General features: G+C 66.9%; 20 protein-coding genes. 12 read left to right on the top strand and 8 right to left on the bottom strand.

All coding sequences use genetic code 11. From position 1 onward, the window contains the following. Positions 1 to 32 precede the first annotated feature (32 nt). The 3 genes from LAQ58_RS02550 to LAQ58_RS02560 all read right to left on the bottom strand — a co-directional run bounded on the left by LAQ58_RS02550 (position 33) and on the right by LAQ58_RS02560 (position 2,361). Positions 33 to 542 (bottom strand): FxsA family protein, encoded by a 510-nt coding sequence (locus tag LAQ58_RS02550; RefSeq protein WP_224449060.1) that lies wholly within the window; start codon positions 540 to 542, stop codon positions 33 to 35. 87 nt (positions 543 to 629) lie between these two features. Continuing rightward, positions 630 to 1,001, bottom strand: a complete 372-nt coding sequence (locus LAQ58_RS02555; RefSeq protein WP_224449061.1) for a GNAT family N-acetyltransferase — start codon at positions 999 to 1,001, stop codon at positions 630 to 632. A 49-nt stretch (positions 1,002 to 1,050) separates the two neighbouring features. Next, positions 1,051 to 2,361: a DUF92 domain-containing protein gene (locus LAQ58_RS02560; RefSeq protein ID WP_224449062.1), complete on the bottom strand. Its 1,311-nt coding sequence runs from the start codon at positions 2,359 to 2,361 to the stop codon at positions 1,051 to 1,053. A 181-nt stretch (positions 2,362 to 2,542) separates the two neighbouring features. Between LAQ58_RS02560 and LAQ58_RS02565 the strand changes: the two genes are divergently transcribed. Further along, positions 2,543 to 3,151 carry an undecaprenyl diphosphate synthase family protein gene (locus tag LAQ58_RS02565; protein WP_224449063.1) on the top strand — a complete coding sequence of 203 codons (609 nt, stop codon included), beginning with the start codon at positions 2,543 to 2,545 and terminating at the stop codon, positions 3,149 to 3,151. 150 nt (positions 3,152 to 3,301) lie between these two features. Here LAQ58_RS02565 and uppS read toward each other — a convergent pair whose 3' ends face one another. Further along, positions 3,302 to 4,231, bottom strand: coding sequence for a polyprenyl diphosphate synthase (gene uppS, locus LAQ58_RS02570; protein WP_224449064.1), 930 nt, complete (start codon positions 4,229 to 4,231; stop codon positions 3,302 to 3,304). Between the two features lie 163 nt (positions 4,232 to 4,394). Between uppS and LAQ58_RS02575 the strand changes: the two genes are divergently transcribed. Continuing rightward, positions 4,395 to 4,793, top strand: coding sequence for a DUF5778 family protein (locus LAQ58_RS02575; RefSeq protein WP_224449065.1), 399 nt, complete (start codon positions 4,395 to 4,397; stop codon positions 4,791 to 4,793). Between the two features lie 29 nt (positions 4,794 to 4,822). On the opposite strand, the gene LAQ58_RS02580 is transcribed toward LAQ58_RS02575, so the two are convergent. Then, positions 4,823 to 5,545 carry a rhodanese-like domain-containing protein gene (locus LAQ58_RS02580; protein WP_224449066.1) on the bottom strand — a complete coding sequence of 241 codons (723 nt, stop codon included), beginning with the start codon at positions 5,543 to 5,545 and terminating at the stop codon, positions 4,823 to 4,825. A 137-nt stretch (positions 5,546 to 5,682) separates the two neighbouring features. Between LAQ58_RS02580 and ahbB the strand changes: the two genes are divergently transcribed. The 6 genes from ahbB to LAQ58_RS02610 all read left to right on the top strand — a co-directional run bounded on the left by ahbB (position 5,683) and on the right by LAQ58_RS02610 (position 10,356). Next, a complete protein-coding gene (gene ahbB, locus LAQ58_RS02585; RefSeq protein ID WP_224449067.1) occupies positions 5,683 to 6,753 on the top strand; it encodes a siroheme decarboxylase subunit beta in 1,071 nt (356 codons plus the stop codon). Positions 6,754 to 6,834: 81 nt separating this feature from the next. Next, a complete protein-coding gene (locus tag LAQ58_RS02590; RefSeq protein ID WP_224449068.1) occupies positions 6,835 to 7,479 on the top strand; it encodes a precorrin-2 dehydrogenase/sirohydrochlorin ferrochelatase family protein in 645 nt (214 codons plus the stop codon). Then, the gene (gene hemA / locus LAQ58_RS02595) at positions 7,479 to 8,819 is read left to right on the top strand and encodes a glutamyl-tRNA reductase (RefSeq protein WP_224450205.1); all 1,341 of its coding nucleotides are present in this window, start codon (positions 7,479 to 7,481) and stop codon (positions 8,817 to 8,819) included. The genes LAQ58_RS02590 and hemA overlap by 1 nt, the downstream gene beginning before the upstream one ends. Before the next feature lie 86 nt (positions 8,820 to 8,905). Beyond that, on the top strand, positions 8,906 to 9,181 hold the full coding sequence (locus LAQ58_RS02600; RefSeq protein WP_224449069.1) for a 4a-hydroxytetrahydrobiopterin dehydratase: 276 nt from the start codon (positions 8,906 to 8,908) through the stop codon (positions 9,179 to 9,181). Beyond that, positions 9,181 to 9,543, top strand: a complete 363-nt coding sequence (gene lwrS / locus LAQ58_RS02605; RefSeq protein ID WP_224449070.1) for an LWR-salt protein — start codon at positions 9,181 to 9,183, stop codon at positions 9,541 to 9,543. The genes LAQ58_RS02600 and lwrS overlap by 1 nt, the downstream gene beginning before the upstream one ends. 174 nt (positions 9,544 to 9,717) lie before the next feature. After that, positions 9,718 to 10,356 carry an HAD family hydrolase gene (locus tag LAQ58_RS02610; RefSeq protein WP_224449071.1) on the top strand — a complete coding sequence of 213 codons (639 nt, stop codon included), beginning with the start codon at positions 9,718 to 9,720 and terminating at the stop codon, positions 10,354 to 10,356. 12 nt (positions 10,357 to 10,368) lie between these two features. Here LAQ58_RS02610 and LAQ58_RS02615 read toward each other — a convergent pair whose 3' ends face one another. The 3 genes from LAQ58_RS02615 to LAQ58_RS02625 form a co-directional block, all read right to left on the bottom strand. Continuing rightward, positions 10,369 to 11,016: a HalOD1 output domain-containing protein gene (locus LAQ58_RS02615; RefSeq protein ID WP_224449072.1), complete on the bottom strand. Its 648-nt coding sequence runs from the start codon at positions 11,014 to 11,016 to the stop codon at positions 10,369 to 10,371. A gap of 112 nt (positions 11,017 to 11,128) precedes the next feature. After that, positions 11,129 to 13,024, bottom strand: a complete 1,896-nt coding sequence (locus LAQ58_RS02620) for a molybdopterin biosynthesis protein (protein ID WP_224449073.1) — start codon at positions 13,022 to 13,024, stop codon at positions 11,129 to 11,131. A gap of 79 nt (positions 13,025 to 13,103) precedes the next feature. Continuing rightward, positions 13,104 to 14,357: a molybdopterin molybdotransferase MoeA gene (locus LAQ58_RS02625; RefSeq protein WP_224449074.1), complete on the bottom strand. Its 1,254-nt coding sequence runs from the start codon at positions 14,355 to 14,357 to the stop codon at positions 13,104 to 13,106. Between the two features lie 161 nt (positions 14,358 to 14,518). Here LAQ58_RS02625 and LAQ58_RS02630 point away from each other — a divergent pair, with 161 nt between their 5' ends. The 4 genes from LAQ58_RS02630 to speB all read left to right on the top strand — a co-directional run bounded on the left by LAQ58_RS02630 (position 14,519) and on the right by speB (position 17,902). Further along, positions 14,519 to 14,884 carry an Hsp20/alpha crystallin family protein gene (locus tag LAQ58_RS02630; protein ID WP_224449075.1) on the top strand — a complete coding sequence of 122 codons (366 nt, stop codon included), beginning with the start codon at positions 14,519 to 14,521 and terminating at the stop codon, positions 14,882 to 14,884. Then, the gene (locus tag LAQ58_RS02635) at positions 14,885 to 16,561 is read left to right on the top strand and encodes an ABC1 kinase family protein (RefSeq protein ID WP_224449076.1); all 1,677 of its coding nucleotides are present in this window, start codon (positions 14,885 to 14,887) and stop codon (positions 16,559 to 16,561) included. A gap of 156 nt (positions 16,562 to 16,717) precedes the next feature. Next, positions 16,718 to 17,092, top strand: coding sequence for a translation initiation factor IF-5A (locus LAQ58_RS02640; protein ID WP_224449077.1), 375 nt, complete (start codon positions 16,718 to 16,720; stop codon positions 17,090 to 17,092). Beyond that, positions 17,093 to 17,902 (top strand): agmatinase, encoded by an 810-nt coding sequence (speB, locus tag LAQ58_RS02645; RefSeq protein WP_224449078.1) that lies wholly within the window; start codon positions 17,093 to 17,095, stop codon positions 17,900 to 17,902. Positions 17,903 to 18,106: the final 204 nt, after the last annotated feature.

Genomic DNA, 18,106 nt, shown 5'->3' on the forward strand with positions numbered 1-18,106 from the left:
GCGGTGTATTTTGCCGAAAGTCGCCCGCAGAATCAGTTTGATCTGTCGGCGTCGCCGTCGTCGTCGAAACGGTACGAGTTCGAACCGACGTCGTACACGTCGTCGTCATCCTCGTCGGGATACGGGAAGCCGCCGGTCCAGACGCCCCCGGAGACGAAGCCGTCGGCCTGCTTGTCCAGATACGGCTTCACGACGTAGCGCTTGATGACGGTCCGAATCGGGTAGCGCGTCACCGGAATCGCGAGCAGGAACCCCAGCGCGTCGGTGATCAGCCCCGGCGTGAGCAGAAACGCGCCCGCTGCGATGAGCAGGCCGCCGTCGAGCAGCTGGTTCGCCGGAAGTTCGCCGATCGCCAGCCGCTGCTGGATGCGTGCGAGCGTCGTCCGCCCCTCCGCGCGGACGAGCATCATCCCTACTAGACCGGTAAGTACGACGAGCGCGACGGTCGGGAGCAAGCCCAACTCGCTTGCGACGGGGACGAGCAACAGCGCGTCGCTCAGTGGGATGAGCAACAGCAGCGCGATTATCCAGCGAGTCCGCATACATCTGGCTATCAGTTCTGGCTTGATAGCCTTTGTGACGTGACGCTGTCTCACTGTTTTCGTATCGAGAACGCCTCTCGCCGGACATCACGCCGTACGAGCGAGTATCAGCGCCGGTCCCCGGTCGAAGTACGATTCGTCTCTTCTCGTCAGCCGGAATCCGATCGACGCGTACAGCGCTCTCGCCGCCTCGTTTCCAGGTTCGACGGCGACGGTGACCCGTGTCCCCGTTTCGAGCGACGAGAGGAGGTGTGAGAGCAACGCGTTCGCTCGCCCCTCGCGGCGATGCTCGGGATCGACGACAAGTTCGGCGACGTGGACATCGTCGCCGTACACTGCCAGCAGATAGCCGACCGGCGTTTCGACCGACAGCTCGTCCGCCGTCGAGACGAGGACGTTCCCCGCGTGGACGGCCCAGTGAAGTAGTGTCGGACTTGGTTCCGCGAGCAGCGACTGCATCGACGCGAGAGTGTAGCGCTCCGGGGCTCGAGCCGTTCGAATCACGGGGTTAGAGGAGGACGGCGGCGAGCGCGACGCTCACGACGGCGCCCGACAGCGTCGCGAGGAAGTTCACCGCCTGATTGCCGATGCGGTTGCCCTCCACGGTCGCCCCGAGGAGGCTGTCGACGGTCATCCCGCCGACACCGCCGAGTGCGACGATGGCTGCGCTCACGACCGGCTGGTCGAGCGGCAACAGCATGGCGGCGACGGCGGCGACGAGCACCGACCCGACGACGCCGGCGAGTTCGCCCTGCCACGTCACCGCGCCGTCGGTTCCCGGTTCGACCGGGCGGAGCGTAGTGATGAGCCGCGGCGTGTCGAAGAGGCCGCCCACTTCGCTCGACAGCGTATCGCTCATCGCCGCTGCGAGAGATCCGGCGAACGCGAACAGAAACAGCAACTCGACGCTCGCTCGCTGGGTCGCGGCGAAGCCGAGAACGGCCACCATCGCGACGGCAGCGTTGCCGAGGACGTTACCGCTGCCGCGCGCGCCGTCGTTCTCCTCGGCGACGCCGCGCTGGCGCTTCGATTCGTACTTGAACTTCGTCGAGAGTGCGCCGACACCGAAGAAGGTGATGAGAACGGCGAACCAGCCGAATCCGCCCAGCACGATAGTGAGCACGCCGAGGAGGATGCCCGTGAGCATCCCCGGAACCGACGCGGTCCCGAGCGCGTACGAGACGTAGCCGAGGACGATAGTCAACACGAGTGCTGCGCCGACCTCCAGCGGCGACACGTCGATAGGGAGTTCGTGGAACAGCCACAGCAGCAGGCCGGTCGAGACGAGCACCAACGGGTCGTCGTGTTTGAGGAGGACCTCCCGAAGGAGCGCGGCGACGAACGCGCCGACGGCGGCCAGAAACCCAAGTTTCGGAACCGACAGCGTCTCCGGAGTCACCGAGACGACGAGCGCCTGCCCGCCAACGGCCGCCAGAAACCCGGCGACGGTGAACCCGGCGACGGCGTGGAACTCGCCGTCGTTCCAGCGGGAGACTAACTGCTCGCCGAGGTTACCGTAGGCGACGAGGACGACCGCGGCGACGAAGGCGCTACTGGGCATTCGCGTCTCCGGCACCGTCGCCAACACCGCCAACGCCGCTGCGGCGAGCGCGAACCCCAAGAGTCCGGTCAGACGGCCGTCTTGGCGGTCGCCCGGGCGGGCGAACAGCTCGAAGAGACGGCCGTCCTCGCCGACGAACGCGGCGACGGCGGCGACGGCGGCGAACGGAACCGCCGCTGCGACGCCGAGCGCGGGCGTGGCGAGCGCGAGAGATCCGACGGCGGCGAATCCGGCCGCGCGTCGGAGTGTCGATGTCACACCAATCGGTATCCACGATGACCACTTAACCCTCCCGACATGGCCGACTTCGACCGTTCTTCGGCCCTCTCCGACCGCTCAGACCGCTCGGACCGCTCTGGTGACGGACGACCGCCGTCGAGCGCCCTCGACCGGGCCGCCGGAGAGATGGGCTTTTGAGGCCCGACGACAACTTCCAGCCGTGGCCCTGTACGATACGTATCTCGCGCTTCGCCACCGCCGCTCGACGGCGGACTCTCCCCGACACGTCGCCGTCGTCATCACCGAACGCGACCTGTTGGAGAAAGGCGCTTACGAGACGCTCGAACGGTTCCTCGAGTGGACGTTCGAGTACGGGGCCGAACGCGTCACCGTCTCGGTGAGCGTTCTCGACCCCGCTGTCGTTCCGACGCTCGAACGGGAGTTGCGCGATGTCGACGCCCCACGACAACTCGTCGTCCGCAGTCCCGACGACACGGAACGCGCCGACGCCCCCATTCAGGTGAGCATCGGTCTCGGCGGCAAACACGAGTTCGCCGAGGCGGTCCGCTCGCTGGCCCGCGAAGTCGAAGACGGGACACTCGACCCCGAAGACATCGACGAAACGGACATCGAGGGGCGACTCGTCTTCCCTGACGAACCGGACCTCGTGCTGAAAACGGGGGCTGAGCGGCTCTCAGATTTCATGATCTGGCAGTCGGTTTACTCGGAACTGTACTTCACCGACGTGAACTGGCGGGACTTCCGCAAGCGCGACTACCTCCGCGCGGTGCTGGATTACAAGGATCGAAAGCGGCGCTTCGGGCGGTAGCCCGAAGGCCGTCACGGAAGTAACGGAAGTTTAGACGTTGAGTGCGAGCGAAACGTCCAAACGCCGTCGGGAAGCGAGCAAAGCGGGCAAACCGACGGAAGTTTGGCCGGTAGTTCGAAGATCGTCGTCGAAGGCGAGAGGCTCAGCGGCTCAGTCGGCCGGTTCCGTCTCGTGGTTCGCGAGCGCCTCGTCTATCTCGGCGGCCCCAGCGCTCGTGAGTTGGTCGCGGAGTCGCCCGGCGACGGTCTTCGCCTCCGCCAGTTCCGCCTCCGCCAGCGACCTGACAAGCGCGACGGCCCGGTTCGTCCGGTGACGCTGCCACGACGCCTCGCGGGACTCGTACGTGCGGATGCCGCGGAGGAAATCGACCTTCGAGAACTCCGGCCAGTAGGGTGCGCAGAAGAACACCGCCGCCTCGTTGCCGTTCGCGTGCCACGGGAGGAAGTTGGAGGTTCGCTCGTCGCCGCCGGTCCGGATGATGAGGTCCACGTCGCGGACGGGTCGGCGGTAGAGTCGGCGCTCGACCTCCTCCACGTCGATGTCGTCGGGTGAGAGGTCCCCGGCGTCGACGGCGCGCGCGACGTCGCGGGCGGCCTCCAGCAGTTCGGCGCGTCCGCCGTACGCCAGCGCAATGTTCAGCGTGAACTCGTCGTAGCCGCGAGTCTGTCGTTCGGCGTAGTCGACGGCGTCTCTGACCCGCTCTGGCAGTCGGTCGATGGCGCCGATGGCGCGGATGCACACCTCGTTCTCGTGGACTCGGTCCGCGTCGGCGAACTCGTACAGTTTCGACTCGATGAGGTCGAACAGCGGTTCACGCTCCTCGGGTGGCCGCTCGAAGTTCTCCGTCGAAAACGCGTACAGCGTCAGTTCGGCGATGCCGAGTTCCTGACACCAGTCGAGGACGCGCTCGGTCGTCTCCGCGCCCGCACGGTGGCCGTCCGGCGCGTTCTCGCCGTTTTGCTCGGCGTACCGCCGGTTCCCGTCCTGGATGATGGCGACGTGCGTGGGTCCCTCGCCGACTTCGCCGCGTAGCAACCGCTCGTACCCCGATGCGAACTCTCGCCGGACCCGCCGGAACATATCCACACCGTCACGCCCGCACCACATGTGTCTTGTGCCCTCGTTTCCGGGCGTTCGGGGTTCGACACGTCTACGCACACCATACGCCAGTGCGCTCGCGCCGACTCGCACCCACTCGCACGGAACCGTGAGGGGTTTATCACGGCCGCCCGACGGTTCGCCCATGAGCGAGATTCTCGACGAGGACCTCTACAAGCGGACGAAGGCCCTGCTGGAACCCGGCGACATCCAACTCAACGGCGTCATCGTCCACACCGACCTCTCTGGGCAGGAGGACCTGGAGATGCACGAACTCACCGTCGAACTGAACGACGTGATCGCCGAGCACGCGGGGAAAGGCGAGACGTACATCTACGCCGGCAACGACGACTCCAACTTCGCTTCCAACCAGTTTCAGGGGTTGACGCTGGAGGACGACGAGTTCGTCTGGGAGTGCCAGCAACTCCTGCGAAACGGCGCGTTCAACCTCGTGTTCTACTACGAAGCCGACGCCGACCACGAGGCCATCGTCGAAGACATCGAGGAGATGGGCTACCGAGTGACCGGCGTCCGCGGCGACTGACCCAGCGATTCACGTCCGCGGCGACTGGCTCAGCGATTTACGTTCGTGACGACAGTGTCCGCGAGTTCGCCGAGCGGGCGCTCGACGCGGTAGGCGGGCGTCTCGACGACGATGGGCGACGACTCGGTCACGTCGAAGAAGTGCAACACGAGTTCGAAGCTTCCGTCGTCGGCGATGGGTCCGGCCTCGCGCTGTCCGGACGCCTCGTGTCGCGCCCACGCGTTCTGGCCCGCCAGCGACGCGTCGGTCTGTCCGCGGATGGTGTACGACGGAGGCTCCACGTCGACTTCCGACCCTTGGAGCGGGTAGCCGCGGTCGCGCCACGTGAAGAAGCCCTCGTCCAGCGCGAACACCTCCGTGTAGCCCGAGTCGATGAGCGAGGCGGCGCGCATCGACGAGAGGTGGTGCGGACAGCCGCAGTAGGTCACGATACGCTGGGACTTCTCCCAGGCGCCGGTCGGGTCGTTCGCCTGTCCGTCCGGAGCGGGTGAGAGCACCGCCCCCTTGATGTGGGAGGCGTCGTACTGTCGTTGCCCGCGGGCGTCGACGAACTTCGCCGACTCGTCTTGGAACCACTGGTACACGTCGTCTATCGGCGCGAGTGGGACCTGCGCGTTCGACCCGTCGACGGAGATGGTTTCGTAGCCGTTGGTGTTGTTGTCCGGCGTTCCGGACGACGACGAGCCGAGACAGCCAGCGAACGCCGTAACTCCGGCGGCACCGGCGGCGGCGAGGAACGTGCGACGCTGCATTTTCGGCCGAAGATAACTATCGGACGAATAAAACCGTATCGACGTATCTGACGCCGATTCGTGGTTCGAACGTCGAACCCAGTGTGACGCAGCGCGGCTTCGAGACGCTTATTCTCCCTCCGTCCGGAGTGTCGCCTATGAGACAGGCGGACGCGGACGTGACGCTCTCGACACTCGACCGCGCCATCATCAACGCGTTTCAGGGCGGATTCCCCGTCGTCGAACGGCCGTTCGACCCGGCCGCGGCCGCGCTACGCGAACGCGGCGTCGACGTCACCGCGGACGAATTACTCGCGCGCGTGCGGACGCTCGACGGGGAGGGCGTCCTCACGCGGTTCGGCGCGCTTGTCAACGCCGAGAACATCGGCGGCGCGGCGACGCTCGTCGCGATGCACGCCCCGCCCGAGCGTTTCGAGGAGATCGCCGATCAGGTGAACGCCCACCGCGAAGTCGCGCACAACTACGAGCGCGAGCACCCGCACCTCAACATGTGGTTCGTCGTCAGCGTGGCGGACGAAGCCCGCGTCGACGACGTGCTCGCCAAAATCGAGTCCGAGACCGGCCAGGAGACGTACAACCTCCCCAAACTGAACGAGTTCCGAGTCGAGGCGAAGTTCATGCTCGATGGGCCGATTCCCGACGGCGACGTCGACCTCTCGCACCTCGGTCCCGAGGTGGAACCGTCGGACAGAACGGCGCTCACGCCCGAGGAACGCGACTTGATCGTCGAGATACAGGGCGGGCTCCCGGTTACGGAGACGCCGTACGCCGATGTGGCCGACGCAATAGGCGCAGAAACCGAGTGGGTCGTCGAGACCATCAAGCGCTTCGATCTGGAGGGGAAAGTCCGACGCGTCGGCGTCATCCCGAACCACTATGCGCTGGGCTACACCGAGAACGGGATGACCGTCTGGAACGTCCCCGACGAGGTGGTCGAGACCGTCGGTCCCGCCGTCGCCTCGCTCGACTTCGTCACGCACTGCTACCGCCGCCCGCGACACGAAGGCGTCTGGCCGTACAACTTCTTCGCGATGACCCACGGGCGCGACGAAGCCGAGAGCCAGCGGCGGATTCAGGAGGTGCGCGAGAAGATGAGCGAGTACTGGGACGTCGGCGACGACGACTGGGACTCGCTGTTCTCGACGCGCATCCTGAAGAAGACTGGAATCAGACTGACCGAACGGGCGGAGGCGAACACGAGTGAGTAGCGGAACGACGGACAGATTCACTCGGTTCGTGGTGTGTCGAGCGCGCACACGACCGACCGATTCACCGTTTCACGGCACCCCATGATTCCACTCTTCCACGACTTCACGGACGAGACGATCATCGTCTTCGGCGGCGGGACCGTCGGCGCGCGGAAGGCGCGGCGCTTCGCCGGAGAGGCGCGCGTCGTCGTCGTCAGCCCCGAGTTCGCAGAGCAGGAGTTCGGCGACGCGGAACTGGTTCGCGCCTCCCCCGCGCCCGACGAGATTTGCGAGTGGCTCGACCGATTCGACCCGGCATTAGTCGTCGCCGCGACGAACGACGAGTCAGTGAACGAAGCCGTCGAAACGGCGGCGCGCGACGCCAGAGTTCTCGTGAACAGAACCGACCGCGCTGGCGGCCGCGACGCCGGAAGCGTCGTCGTGCCCGCGACCGTCGAGGACGACCCCGTGACTGTCGCCGTCTCGACTGGCGGGCGGAGTCCGGCGCTCTCGAAACAGCTCCGCGAGCGAATCGAGGCCGAACTGGACGGCGCGGGCGCGATGGCCGAGCTGACCGGCGAGATTCGCGCGGAGCTGAAAGCCGACGGCGTCCCGCCGGCAGAGCGGCGGGCGGCGGTTCGAGCGGTCGTCGAATCGTCTCGTGTTTGGAAGGCTTTACGTACGGGCGAATCCAACGCCCGGAAAGAGGCCCAGCGCGTGATACGAAACAGAGGTGAGTCCCCGTGATGGAAGAAACCGGCGTCATCTCCGGCGTGAGCGTCTCGCACGTCCACGCGACCGTCGACGAGATAGAGGCGGTGTGCCGCGACGACGTCCGGACGACCCTCTCGGAGCTCCTCGCGCGCGACGGCGTCGAAGAAGCGTTCGTCGTCCAGACGTGCAACCGCGCGGAGGCGTACGTCGTCACCGAACGACCCGCCGTCGGCGCAGCGGCGCTGGCGGATTTCGCCCCCGACGTGCGCGACGGTGCGGTCGTCACGCTCGACCACGAGGCGAGCCTTCGCCACCTTATGCGCGTCGCCGCCGGACTGGAGTCGCTCGTGCTCGGCGAGGATCAAATTCTCGGCCAACTTCGCCGCGCCGAGGAGGAGGCCCGCGCCGTCGACGGCATCGGCACGATGCTCGAAGACGCCCTGCGGAAAGCCATCCACGTCGGCGAGCGCGCCCGCACCGAGACGAAGATAAACGAAGGGGTCGTGTCGCTCGGCAGCGCCGCCGTCCGCCTCGCCGAGACGGAGACGACCGTCGAAGGCGCGACGGCGCTCGTCGTCGGCGCGGGCGAGATGGGGACGCTCGCGGCGCGCGCGCTCGACTCGGCGAACGTCGAGCGTCTGCTCGTCGCCAACCGGACCGTCCCCCACGCCGAACACGTCGCCGCCGAAGTCGACGCCGACGCGACGGCCGTCGCCCTCGACGCCGCCGCTACTGCCGCCAGCGAGGCGGACGTAGTCATCACTGCGACCAGCAGCACCGGCTACGTCCTCGACGGCGAGACGCTCGCCGACGCAGGTGAGACGGTGCTCATCGACATCGCCCAACCCCGAGACGTCGACCCGTCGGCGAGCGACCTTCCGGGCGTCGTCGTCCGCGACATCGACGCGCTCGAAAGCGTCACCGCTGAGACCCGAGCGCGCCGTCGCTCGGAAACCGACGCCGTCGAGGCGATGATAGACGACGAACTCGCGCGGTTGCTCGACGCCTACAAGCGCAAGCGCGCCGACGACGCCATCAGCACGATGTACGAGAGCGCCGAGGCGGTCAAACGCCGTGAGGTCCAGACCGCACTGTCAAAACTCGACGCGCAGGGCGAGATGACCGACGAGCAGCGCAAGACGGTCGAGGCGCTCGCCGACGCCCTCGTTGGCCAATTGCTCGCCGCGCCGACGAAGTCGCTTCGCGACGCCGCAGCCGACGACGACTGGACGACAATCCAGACGGCGATGCAGTTGTTCAACCCAGAGTTCGGCGACGGGTCGACGTTCCGCGCGCAGCCGTTCGAGGCGGGTGACACGCCCGAAGACGGGGAGGTCCCGCCGCACGTCGTCGAGCAGTGCTCCGACGACTGACGCTGTTTTCGATTGATCACTGTTTTCGCTCCCACCGACTGCGAGCGCGGGTAAACGTTAACCAGCCACCGTCCGACTCTCCGGCTATGGCCGAACGACTGGGCGACGACGAGATAGCACGCCAACTACCCGACGGCTGGGAGCGCGAGGACGACGAAATCGTGCGCGTCTACGAGTTCGACGACTATCTCTCGGGAGTGCAGTTCGCCACGCAGGTCGCGGAAGTCGCCGACGAGGAGTTCCACCACCCGGAGATGATCGTCCGCTACGACGAGGTCGAAGTCCGCCTTACCAGCCACGAAGCCGGCGGCATCACCGACCAGGATATGCGCCTCGCCTCGCTGTTCGACGACGAGTACTGATGGACGCGGCGTACGTGTTTCGCGTCCGCTTCCGACTCGACCCGGCGGAGGTAGCGGTCGCTCCCGACGAGTTCGAGACGGTCGTCCGTAAACCGGCGGCGACGCCGGGTGACGACGGCTGGTTGTTCTTTTTCCACAACCTGTGGCGCGGCGAGGTCAACGACGACGGCCACGCCCGCTCGCTGGCCGAAGGGTGGCTCTCGCTCCCCGTCACGGCGGTGCAGTTCAGCGAACTCGACGCCGACGAGGCGTACTTCGCGGCGCTGAAAGACGAAATCGCCGACGACCTCGACCGGTTCAACGCCGACGACGTGAGCGAAGTGCTCAACAAGTACCTCGGTAGTTCGATTCGCGTGCGGTGAGCGTCGCGCCGCCGACGGCTCTCCGGCCGGCGGTCTGGACGATTCGGCCGACTCCCGAGGATTCGGCCAAGCCTCGACGATTTGGCCGACCCTCGGCGACCGGACTCATCTCACTCGCGCGGCGACTATCGGCGGAACCGTTTTATCCGCGAACGGGGTATATAACGGTCCGAAATGGTCTCCGACGCCTACGACTTCTGGCTGTTCGACCTCGACGGGACGCTCATCGACGCCGAGTGGGCGTACACCCGGCGGACGTTCGACCGCGTCGGCGAGCGACTCGGCCGACCCTTCTCCGACCGCGAGGCCGAAATCCTCTGGCACGGTCTCGGCGGCGCTCGCGACGCCCAACTCCGCGAGTGGGGGGTCGATCCCGCGGAGTTTTGGCCCGCCTTCCACGCCGTCGAAGACCCGCTCGCCCGCGCCGAGGCGACGTACCTCCACCCCGACGCGGAGGCGTTCGTCGCGGGACTCGACGGACCGGTCGGTCTGGTGACCCACTGCCAGCAGTTTCTCGCCGACCCGGTGTTAGCGCACCTCGACATCCGCGACTGGTTCGACGCCGTCGTCTGCTGTACCGACGACACCGGCTGGAAACCCGACCCCGGCCCGGTAACGCATGCGATGGTCGAACTCGGCGTCGACGACGCCGACCGAGGCGTGCTCGTTGGCGACGGTGCCAGTGACGTCGGCGCGGCGTGGAACGCCGGACTTGACGGCATCCACATCGAGCGACACGACCCCGAACGCCGGGGCCAGTGCGTGCTCGCCGACTACCGCATCCGCTCGTTCGAAGAGTTGTCGAGCGCGTAGCGCCGTCACCGACTACCGGGGGCGAACCAGTATGCGGCCGTCGCCGAACAGCGCGAAAACGTGATTGCGGTACGTGAACCGAGCGGACACCGACTCGCGGTGCGACCCGTCGGCAGCCGGCGCGAGCAGTTGCGCGAGCGCCTCCGTGTCGACGACGTCGAACAACGGCGTGCCCTCCGTCGCCGCCACCCCGTCGTACGATTCGAGCGCGGCGGCGATAGTCGTCACCAACTCCTGCGGACCCGTCCAGTCGTGGTGGGCGAGCAGTTCCCAGTCGTCGTCGGCCAGCATCAGCGACTCGTCGATGGCGCGTCGGAGATGGGCGAAACTCTCCGTGTCCGACTTCCGAACGTAGCCGTTCGCCCCGGTCATCCGCACCTCGGCGGCGAGTTCGTCGCTCGACTTCCCGGAGAACAGCACCAGCGGAATCGACGCTTCCTTCTCGCGGACGGCGGAGGCGAACAGCCGGCCGTCGGAAAGCGTCACCGAGTCGCTGACGATACAGTCGAACTCGCCGTCTTCGAGCAGTTGCAGTCCCGCTTCGCCGTCCGACGCGTTCGTCAACTCGAACCGGTCTCCCTCCGGGTCGAGCAACTGATTCGTGAGTTCTGTGACGCTCGGATCGTCGTCAACGTGAAGCACTTTCGCCCTGTTTGACATAACCCGCCCTTTCGGGAGTGACATAAAATACGTTTCTGCTATTCTCACATTCTGAAACAGAAACCTGTTTTCAAAAGATAGTGTTTCGCAATGGAACCCGCGTTCGGGCGGCTTACGTCTCCGAGGCGTCGTAGCCTGAGAGGCCCTCGCGGTGGTCGTTCGCCTCGCCGAGCACCTCCCGGAGCGCGGCGACGCTGGTTTTTTCGGTCCGCTTCGGGTTGGCGTGGACGCGAACGTTCTGCCAGCCGAGCGGGACGAAGCCGAGACCGAGGCGGTCGGCGGTCGCCCGGAGGCCGATTCCCGCGTCCGCGTCGCCGGCGAGAACGCGCCGGGCCGGACTCTCGGAGGCTCTCACCGACCGGTCGAACCCGTTGATTCGGGAGACGAGGTCGTGGCGCGAGACGCCCCGTTCGTCGGCGAGTTCGGCGACGGCGTTACCGAGACTCGTCCGGAGTCCGGCGTTCGAGTCGCGGTTGACGAAGCGGAGATCGTCGTCGACGAGACTCGCCACGCCCTCGACGCCCGCCGGATTCTCCTTCGGAACCACGAGTCCCCACTCGCGTCGCCACCCGCCGAGGTCAACGGAGTCGACGTCTCGTTTCGCGGGTCCGGCGACGACGGCCACGTCCGGGACGCCGTCGCGGAGCCGTCGAAGCCCCTCTCTGCTTCCCACCGGGAGATACCGCGGCGTCCCGAGACGGTCGAGCAGGCGGTTGAGAAGCGGGTCGTCCTCGCCGACGCCGAGAAGCGACGGCGCGCGCACGTCCGACGAGAACAGTATCACGTCCACCTCCTCGCCCTCGGCGAGGTACTCGGTGTCGGGGTGGACTTCGACGATGCCGTCGGCTTCGACGAGACTCGTCGTCGCGCCGCTCCCCTTGTCGACGGGGTAGACGAGCGTCTCGCCGCCTTCGTCTTCGACCAGGCCGACCGGCATCAGTCGCATCCGCCCCTCGCCGTAGCGTTCGCGGACGGCCATCTCGCCTCGAACGGTCTCGGTCTGCGGTTCCGGAACGCCCGCCGCGCGGCGAACCGCGGGGGCGACAAACGTCCGGAAGATGGTGAGCGCCGACACGGGGTAGCCGGGGAGACCGACGTAGGCGCTGCTCTCGAGTCGCCCGACGAGCATCGGCTTTCCGGGTTTGACGGCGACGCCGTGCAGCAGCAACTCGCCGCGGTCTTCGATGACGCGGTAGATGACGTCGACCGCCGAGGCCGAGGTCGACCCCGACGACAACACGAGGTCGCACTCCTCCGAGGCCCGCAGGAGTAACCGCTCCATCTCCTCGTAGTCGTCACCGGCGTGCGGGTAGAGCTTCGCCTCGCCGCCGGCCTCCTCGACGCCCGCGGCGATGGTGTAGCTGTTCACGTCGTAAATCTGGCCGCGGGCGCTGTGGAGCGTCTCCCCCGGCCGAACGAGTTCGTCGCCGGTCGAGACGATGCCGACCTGCGGGCGACCGCGGACGGGCACCTCGTCGTGCCCGAGCGCTGACAGCAGGCCGATCTCTCGGGGCGTGAGAAGCGTCCCAGGACCGAGCGCCCGCGCCCCGGCGGCGATGTCCGCCCCCGCGAACATCACGCTGTCGCCGGGGGCGACGGCCGTCCGAACCTCAATTTCTCCCTCCCCGCGTTCGTCCGTTCGCTCGACGATGACCACGGCGTCCGCGCCCGGCGGCATCACCGCACCCGTCGAGATTTCGGCGCACGTCCCCGGTTCGACGGTCACGTCGGGTTCCACGCCCGCGTGGACCGCCCCGATTAGTTCGAGCGTCTCGGGGTCGGCCTCGTCCGCGCCGAAGGTGTCCTTCGCCCGAACCGCGTAGCCGTCCATCGACGCCCGGTCGAACCCCGGTACGTCGAGTTCGGCGTCGACGCGGTCGGCGAGCACGCGCCCGCGCGCCTCTGCGAGCAGGACCGACTCGGGGTCGGGTTCGAGATCCAGCGACGCGATGGCGGCGTGGGCCTTTTCGGGGTCGGCGAGGTCGCGGAACTCCTTTCTTTCCGTCATGTGAGTTCACCCCGCACGACAGAGCCTGGAAGTCGCAGCCCGCGCACCGACGAAAGCGGGAACGTCTTCCGGCGTTCGCTCACGCGGACCACTCCCAGTTCTCGACGGCGACAGTCGCACCCTCCTCCAGTCCTTCGCGCTCCTCGGAGACGACGACCCAGCCGTCGGCGAGCGCGACGCTCGACAGGATGCCCGACCCGCTCGCGCGCGTCGGCGACGCTTCGAGGCCTTCGTCACCTTCCTCGGTCCGGACGCGGGCGAACGTCCGAACGCCGGGGTCGCTCGGCACCTTCCGCGTAAGCGTCGCCTCCCGCGTCGGCGGGTGGTCGTCCGGTAGAGTCCCCGCACGCTTGAGCGCCGGGCGGAGGAACTGTACGGCGTTGATGACGCACGCGACGGGGTAACCCGGGAGCATCACGACCGGAGTGTTGTCGACTTCGCCGAGCGCGACGGGGTGGCCGGGTTTCAGCGCGACGCCGTGGACAAACACCTCGCCGAGTTCGGCGACGACCTCGTACGTCAGGTCGCGCTCGCCGACCGACGACCCACCGGTCGTCACCACCACGTCGTGGTCTAGGTTCGACTCGACGACGTCGCGGAGGGCGTCCTCGTCGTCGGTCACCACGTCGCGATAACTCGCGTCGCCGCCCCAGCGTTCGACGAGTTTCGAGACGGTGAGGCCGTTAGTCTCGACGACTTCGCCGGGGTCGGGGTCACGCTGGACGAGTTCCTCGCCGGTCGGAATCACGGCGACGCGCGGGGGTTCGTACGTCTCCACCTCGCGCACGCCGACCGACTTCAGCAGGCCGAGGTCCGACGGCCGGAGTCGGTGGCCTGGGTCGTACAGCGACTGTCCTGCCGCGACGTCCTCGTCAGCGTCGCCGACGTTCTCTCCTTCGGCGAGGGCGTCGAACACCTCGACCTCGTCGCCCACGCGCTCGGTGTGTTCGACCATCACGACGGCGTCGGCGCCGTCGGGCATTTCGCTCCCCGTGTGGACGCGGGCGGCTTCGCCGGGGGTCACCCGCGGGGCGGCGCCGTTCTCAGTTTCTGCGTCGCCCGCCAAACTGAGTCGAAGCACGGCGGGAGAGCGCCCCGACGCGCCGAAAGTGTCCTCGGCGCGGACGGCGTAGCCGTCCATCGCCGCGCGGTCGTAGCCGGGAACGTCGCGGGCAGCGGCGACCGTCTCGGCGAGCGCTCGGCCGTCCGCGTCGACGAGCGGCAGGTGCTCGGTTCGGTCGTGCGGGGTGACCGCCGCGAGCAGTCGCTCTCGCGCGTCGGCGACGCGCGTCCGGTGTTTGAATCCGGCGCGTCGCAGGTCGTCGTGGCTCATACGCCTCCCTTGTCACCCCGGGGACAAAAGCCTCTACGTGGGAGCGGAAGTTCGCCAGCCTGCATGAAAGTCTGCGCGTCCGCACCGAGGACACGCGCCGCCGCTCGCGCGAGGTGGCTCCGACCGCCGGGTTTTTCGACCCCCAACCCGTAACTACGCCCATGTCAGCGCTGCGCGACGCGTTGCGGGAACTGCCCAAAGCGGTGTTCGCCGACCTGTTGGAGAGCGACGAAGCGTACCTGCTCGTGGTCGACCTGCCCGGCGTCACCGCCGAGACGGCTGACGTGCGATTCGAGAACGGTCGCATCGTCATCGAAGCCCGCCGCGAGAAGAGCCTCCCCCAAGAGTTCCGCTACCTCCGCGAGGACCGTTCGCTGTTCTTAGACGCGGAACTGCCGCTTCCGCCGGACGCCTCCGGCGACGGCGCGGAAGCGTCAATAGAACGCGGCGTCCTCGAACTCCACCTCCCCAAGCGGACGGCCGCCCCCGAGCGGTCGATTCCCATAACGGACGACTCTTCGGAGTAGGTGGTTACTCTGGTCAATCTGCGGGCCTACTGGCGGTTCCTCGTCGTCTTCCGCCGATTCCTCCCGCTCATCGTCGCCTACACGCGGGACCGAAATCGGTTCTTCCTGTTCGGGCGGTCGCGACAGGTCTCCACCGAGGAGCAGGTCGAACGGGCTGAGGTACTGCTCGACACGCTGTTGACGCTCGGACCGACGTTCATCAAACTCGGGCAACTGCTGTCGACGCGCCCCGACATCCTCCCGCCGGCGTACATCGACGTGCTATCGAGTCTGCAGGACGACGTGCCGCCCGCCCCGTGGGAGGAGTCGCGCGAGGTGCTCGAAGACGAACTCGGACCGGTCGACGAGGCGTTCGACGAGTTCGACCGCGACTCCATAAGCGGCGCGAGCCTCGGACAAGTGTACCTCGCCGAGTACGGCGGCGAGCGCGTCGCCGTCAAAGTCCGCCGCCCGGGCATCGAGGACCTCGTCGACGCCGACCTCCGGGTCGTCAAGTGGTCGATTCCGGTGCTCACCCGGTTCGTCGGCGAGGGGCAGGCGTTCTCGCTCGACAGCCTCGCCGACGAATTCGCGAAGACCATCCGCGAGGAGATGGACTACAGCCGCGAACGCGACATGCTCGTCGAGATTCGCTCGAACTTCGAAGACAACCGCGACATCGTCATCCCCCGACCCATCGACGACCGCTCGGGACCGCGCGTGCTCACGATGGAGTACGAACCGGGCGTGAAGATAAGCGACGTCGAGACGCTCGACGAGATGGATATCGACCGCCACGAGTTGGCCGTGACGCTCCAGGAGGTGTACCTCCAGATGATAATCGAGGACGGCGTCTTCCACGCCGACCCCCACCCCGGAAACCTCGCCGTCGACGAGAACGGGTCGATCATCTTCTACGACTTCGGGATGAGCGGTACCGTCGACCCGTACGTACAGGATAAGATCGTCGAGTTCTACATCGCCGTCGCCAACCAGAACATCGACGGCATCCTCGACTCGCTCGTCGAGATGGGGACGCTCTCGCCGGAGGCCGACCGCGAGGTGATGGCGAACGTGATGGAGCTGGCCATCGCCGACGTGCGCGGCGAGGACATCGAGCAGTACCGCGTCCAGCAGGTCATCCAGCAAGTCGAAGACACCATCTACGAGTTCCCCCTGCGCCTGCCGCAGAACATGGCGCTCGTGCTCCGGGTCGCCACCGTCGTCGAGGGCGTCTGCGTGACGCTCGATCCCGACTTCGACTTCATCGAAGTCGCGACGAACTACCTCTCGGAGACCGGTTATCGAGAAGAGACGGCCAAACAGGTGGTCCAAGACGCCGGGCGACAGCTTCAACGGACGACGGAGTCGCTCGTCACGGTGCCGCCGAAGCTCGAACGCACGCTCGACCAACTCGAACGCGAGAACGTCACCGTCAACATCCGCATCGAGGACAAAAACGACGTGTTCGACCGGCTGTCGCGGCGCATCGCGTACAGCATGCTGTTCTCCGTCGGGTTGCTCTCGGCGTCGATTCTCTACTCCTTCGGCAACGACTGGCGCTTCGCCGCCGGCGCCGTCGGCATCACGCTGCCGGTGGGCCTCTTACTGTACCGGTCGCTTCGTAAGCGCCGCAAGGGCATCCGCGCCCGTCCGCAGTTCACCCGCCAGAGCATGCGCGAACGCCGCGGCGACTGACGTCGTCGCGACTGTGTCCTCTGCGGTCGTCGCGTCGTTACCGCGTCCTCGCGCGGCCACCGCGCGTTGCCCTCGAACCCCCGTCTCCGTGGGTGAGACCCGCCCGCACGACTCGTTTCCAAACCGTTTATACCGCGGCCTCGGTAAGTCGCTGGTATGGCGAAACAGCAGAAGCAGGTTCGCGAACTGCAGGAAGGCAGCTACGTCATGATGGACAGCGCCCCCTGTAAAATCAACCATTACAGCACCGCCAAACCGGGCAAGCACGGCAGTGCGAAGGCCCGCGTCGAGGGACGCGGCGTCTTCGACGGGAAGAAACGCAGTCTCAGCCAGCCTGTGGACGCGAAGGTGTGGGTTCCGATCATCGACCGGAAGCAGGGCCAGGTTGTCTCTGTCACCGGTGACGACGCACAGGTGATGGACCTCGACACGTACGAGACGTTCACGATGCGCATCCCCGAGGACGAGGACTTCTCGCCCGAAACCGAGATAGAGTACCTCGAGTACGAAGGCAACCGGAAGATAGTCTAAATGTTCCCCGGGGCGACTACCGAACGCAGTGACGCGAACTTCGTCATCGTCGGTGCGCCCCTGGACATCTCGACGAGCTTTCAACCAGGGGCCCGTTTCGGCCCCGACCGCATCAGGCGGTTCGCCGAAACGTTCGACGACTTCGACCGTCGAACCGACCAATTCTTTTCCGATCTCTCAGTCTACGACGCAGGTGACCTCCACGCCTGGAGCGACGCCGCCGAGTACGTCGAGTTTCTGAGCGGCGAACTCGGTGACGCCGTCCGCGATGCCGCCGTTCCCATCACGCTCGGGGGCGAACACACCGTCACCGCCGCGGGCGTCCGCGCGGTCGACCCGGACGTGTTCGTCTGTCTCGACGCCCACCTCGACCTCAGACGCGAGTACGACGGCAACGAGTGGAGCCACGCCTGCGTTACCAGACGCGTCCTCGATACCGCCGACGAGGCGATTATCCTCGGGGCGCGCACCGGTTCCCCCGAGGAGTGGGAGCGCGCCGAGAGAGACGACGTGACCGTCGTCGAACCCGATGACGTGGCCGACTGGTCTCCCGAGTTCGACACCGACGATTCGGTTTACCTCAGCGTCGACATCGACGGCGCGGACCCCGGCTTCGCGCCCGGAACGGGGACAATGGAACCGTTCGGACTGACGCCGCGGGAGATGCGCGACGCGGTTCGGGCCGTCGCTCCCGCCGCCGACGGGTTCGACGTCGTCGAGGTGAACGACCGGGACGACGGACAGGCCGCGTCGCTCGCCGGAAAACTTCTCAAAGAGTTCGTCTACGAGCGCGCGGCGGCGAGCGAGTAGCCGTCGCTGCCGGTCCAGTTCTCCGTAGAAACGCGAGCGACGCCGCCGTGTCAGCGGCGAAGCACACGTCGCATCTTGCGTTTGATACTGCGTTTCGTTCGACGCGGTAGTCGACGCCAGACGCGAAGCGCACTGCGGAACTTACCCATAAGTAAGTCACCTCGTTTCGCTCGCATTCGTTTGCCAGACGTATAATCGCGGGGG

Source organism: Haloprofundus salilacus (assembly GCF_020150815.1).
Classification (GTDB): Archaea; Halobacteriota; Halobacteria; order Halobacteriales; family Haloferacaceae; genus Haloprofundus; species Haloprofundus salilacus.